This is a genomic window from Methylobacterium sp. (assembly GCF_019745455.1).
Lineage (GTDB): Bacteria > Pseudomonadota > Alphaproteobacteria > Rhizobiales > Beijerinckiaceae > Methylobacterium.
On sequence record NZ_JAIETD010000009.1, the window covers coordinates 1 to 3,610 of the forward strand.

The 3,610-nt window shown below is 58.1% G+C and carries 6 protein-coding genes; 4 read left to right on the forward strand and 2 right to left on the reverse strand.

Features of this window, described 5'->3' with window-relative positions:
- Positions 1-400: 400 nt before the first annotated feature.
- A complete protein-coding gene (locus K2Y56_RS01340; protein WP_292504061.1) occupies positions 401-613 on the forward strand; it encodes a hypothetical protein in 213 nt (70 codons plus the stop codon).
- Between the two features lie 143 nt (positions 614-756).
- On the opposite strand, the gene K2Y56_RS26425 is transcribed toward K2Y56_RS01340, so the two are convergent.
- Together K2Y56_RS26425 and K2Y56_RS01345 are read right to left on the reverse strand one after the other, a co-directional pair.
- Positions 757-1,176, reverse strand: coding sequence for a recombinase family protein (locus K2Y56_RS26425; protein WP_366848051.1), 420 nt, complete (start codon positions 1,174-1,176; stop codon positions 757-759).
- Positions 1,079-1,501 carry a BLUF domain-containing protein gene (locus K2Y56_RS01345; protein WP_292504064.1) on the reverse strand — a complete coding sequence of 141 codons (423 nt, stop codon included), beginning with the start codon at positions 1,499-1,501 and terminating at the stop codon, positions 1,079-1,081. Before K2Y56_RS01345 ends, K2Y56_RS26425 begins: the two co-directional genes overlap by 98 nt.
- A gap of 583 nt (positions 1,502-2,084) precedes the next feature.
- Between K2Y56_RS01345 and K2Y56_RS01350 the strand changes: the two genes are divergently transcribed.
- The 3 genes from K2Y56_RS01350 to K2Y56_RS01360 form a co-directional block, all read left to right on the forward strand.
- Positions 2,085-2,477, forward strand: coding sequence for a hypothetical protein (locus K2Y56_RS01350; RefSeq protein WP_292504067.1), 393 nt, complete (start codon positions 2,085-2,087; stop codon positions 2,475-2,477).
- Positions 2,474-3,205 carry a PRC-barrel domain-containing protein gene (locus tag K2Y56_RS01355; protein ID WP_292504069.1) on the forward strand — a complete coding sequence of 244 codons (732 nt, stop codon included), beginning with the start codon at positions 2,474-2,476 and terminating at the stop codon, positions 3,203-3,205. Before K2Y56_RS01350 ends, K2Y56_RS01355 begins: the two co-directional genes overlap by 4 nt.
- A 132-nt stretch (positions 3,206-3,337) precedes the next feature.
- Positions 3,338-3,610 (forward strand): PAS domain S-box protein (locus K2Y56_RS01360; protein ID WP_292504072.1); only part of this gene is annotated, 273 nt, incomplete at its 3' end.

Genomic DNA, 3,610 nt, shown 5'->3' on the forward strand with positions numbered 1-3,610 from the left:
TCAGTTTGGTGCCATCGCCCGCGGTACGGCCACGCCCATCGCCGCTCACCACGGAGCCTATATGTAGACTCTCAGAATCAAGGAGACGTCGCTGCTCGACGATGCGCGCGCTCTTAAGATCCTGCTGGAGTGGTGTGCTGCCCGAGATGTGCCACCTTCTCTGGAGCGGATCGATGTCAAAACGGCAGTTCGCTTCATGGACGAACTAGTGGATTTCACTAGGCTCGGCTGGGCAAGCACGAACAAATATCTTGGTCGTCTAAAGCGATACTGGTCGTACATCGTGATACGCACGCCAGTCGGGATAAATGTCTTTGCAGATCTGCATTTAGTAAAGCCGTCCGTCGATCACGACGAAGAGTAGCGCGCCTTCAGCGATACCGAGGTCCAGAGACTTCTGATGGGCAAGGCCGATCCCGGTATGCTGGACGTGATCCCCGTCGCTGCCCTTACCGGTGCCCGCCTGGACGCTGTCATCGACTTGCGCGTTGGAGAGTGCGCTGACGGCTGGTTCACCTTCAAGCCGCAGAAGAAGGAGAAGGCCGGCAACCTTTCGTCGGCGGATCACAAAAAAGTCGATGCCGCAGCCGATAAAGTCTTGAAGAGCAAATAGCAGGCTTCAGAAGGCTGATTGGTACAAGTACCCACACAGTGCCTTTTGCTGCACCATCGCCAAGCGAGTGATGAACACCTTCGGCAATACCGTCGACGGTTTATCTTGTAGGAGGCTCAACCGCCGCAGGACGTCAGTGTCGTTCACAGCAGCCGCGAGACCTGTGTGGCCGTCCATTGGCCGCCACGGGGCGCTGGGATCCCGCGCTTGTTCAACTCGTTTGCCAATCCGACGAGCGTCGTGGTGCCACGCGCCCTCATCGCACTGATCAACGGCAATATCTCCGCCCTTCGCTTGTTCGCAATAGCCATCTGCTCGGCCCGTCTAAAGGCTGGGGTCGGGTGTGGAACGTCGTTGGTGCCGTTCTCACCTGCGCAGCCACTATCCGGTTGAGGCTTCATACCGTACTCGCAACAGGTCCGATGGGTGCTTGCTAAGCGAGGGATGAACGCGGGACGTTCGAGCTCATACGGCTGACAGACTCGCGCCTTCGGCAGGTTCGGCTGCGAGCCGCTCGAAGATCCCAATGAGCTGCTTCTGCGTCGACTCTGCAACTGCGCCATTGGCGACTTCAGCGGGCGACCACATCCACGAGCGGGCCGGGTCACTACGCATGGCCCAGGCAGGAAAGAGACGTTCGGTAATGGCTTGGTAGGACAACCGATTGATCTCAAGATGACGGTCGTCAGCCACGATCCGCTCATAGGTAGCGTCAAGCGCTTCAACCGTGCCTTCCAGCAATTGTAGATAAATGTCCGATCTGCATATGAGGGCGCCGGTGACACCATCTCGCGTATTGCAGCGGCGAGACTGGGAAAGGATGCCATTCAGGGCTGCTTGATCAAACCCGAAGGGGCGCGAGACATAGATAAGCTGAACAAGGTTCATGGCATCGAGCTCCCATCGGATCGTATCCACACAGGTTAAGGTACGAATGCGCCCAACGCCATCGTCCTTTGCCTCGTTGCGGCCAGAAACAACCTCCCTGAACTGGCTGAAGCTGCCCTGCAGGCCAGGCCGAGGGTGCTTTCGTATATTTACTTAGGGACGTGCGAGCCGCTTTCGCCGCAGATAAGCGAAAGCTGGTCCCGGTGCAGCAGCAGCTTGGCCTCCCGGTCGAGCGAATGCCCAGTCAGATGCGGCTTGAGCTTCGTGTAGGATGCAATCCTGGTTTTACTGCTAGAATTGCAACACGCTTTCCAGTAACGGGATCTAATATATTCATAATTGCCCTCTTCGCCAAAATCTTATGGCAGTCTCTGTATGGTCAAGTTTAAGTCTTGGATGATATTTTTGTTCCGGTGATATTTAAAATTATTTTAATAACGGCTGAAATTCAAAAATTCGTGATGCTGCAGCATTGCTTTTCAAGCCAGTATGCTCTAGGTTATGAATATCGCTGACCACTAATTCAGGGCGTCAGCGCCTGAGAGTTCGATGTGCTCCCGCCTATTTTTAAGCGAGGAGCCACATGGCACGCAGCTTACTTTATGCTCATGACAGAAGAACCTTCCCTGGCGTGGAGGGTCGTGAGCACGATAGTACCAACGCGATTCGCGGTGAAGTTCTTCGAGCCGTTGTCGAGATGACCGCAGGATCGTCCCTGACGAAGAATGCGTGCCAAGTCCGGATCGGCGCGCGGGATGCATTCAGCGTCCGCTTCAAGACAGCAACGATGCCGACCATCATCGAAGTTCCACTGGAAAGATCTGGTGAGCTGTCGCCAACCGATGGTGAAACACCGTTCGACGAAAGGCCGAGCTGGCTATCTCATCGCATCCACGCGGAGGAGATCACTAGGCATGCTCAATCCGCGGACCGCTTGAACTTGATGCGTCCGTTGGCCAACCAAGGCTCAAAATGAACCCGTCCAAAGGCCTACTTGCCGCCCTTCTCCTGGGCGTGCTTGCGATCACGCCTGCCCTCGCCGAGTGCCAAATCGCCGATGCCAAGCTGGAGGAGGCCATCCTGCAGAAGCCCGACCTGCGCGGTCCCGAGAACCGCCAGACTGTGAAGGATCTTCGGAGCCTGCGCGATGCCGCCTTCACACTGTGGACTTATGGGCGTCACGCCGATTGCGAGCGCCTCATGGCCAACATCCGCGAACTGATCGCCGGCCCGAATATGAGCAGCCTGGGCGACAACGATGAGGATGCCGCCGAGGAGCAGATGGCTGCCAAGGACCCAAAGGTTCAGCGTGGTGCCGTGAAAGGCCGTCGCGACGAGAAGGACGCCAAACCTCTGGTCCCCGTCGACGAACTTCCTCTGGGCTTGCGAGCGGATCAGATCATCGGTGCGGAGGTGCGCAGCTCTGATGACAAGATCATCGGTGAGGTTAGGAACGTCGTCTTTGGGACAAAGGATCGCCGAGACTACGCCGTCGTAGCCTCGGGCGGCTTCTTCACGCCGGGGAAAGACAGCATCGTCGTTCCGCTGCGGGCCCTGAAAGTGTCGCAGGAGCGGGACAGCTTCTTCCTGCTCATCCCCAACGCCGAGGTGAAGGGTGTCCCCCTGATGCCGGACCAGAACTACACGTGGCTCTTGGACGAGGCATGGCGAACTCGGAACGACGCTCTGTTTGGACGGCCGTAGCATGACGAAAATCGGCAGTCCGCGAGGAGTATCGGTTTGAGCGACCGTGATGCGGCCATTCCTTCGCACGAGGGCCGGGAAGCTGTGCTTGAAGCTGAGATTGCGCGCCTCAGACGAGCGCTCGATGAGGCTGTGCAACGCCTGGCTGAGGGCAGTCCCTCGGCCAAGGTGGAGCACGAGCGCGAGATCGCCGAGGGCCGGGCGGCCCTCGCTGTCGAACAAGCGCGTGCTTCTGGGTTGGAGCGTGCCCTGGCCGACCTGACGGCACGCACCTCGTTGCTGGCCGCGAGTGAAGCCCGTTATCGCCTCGCTGTCGAGAGTGCGAAGGATTACGCGATCTTCACCCTCGATCTCGCCGGGCGGATCACCGGCTGGAACACCGGGGCGGAAAACCTGCTCGGTTGG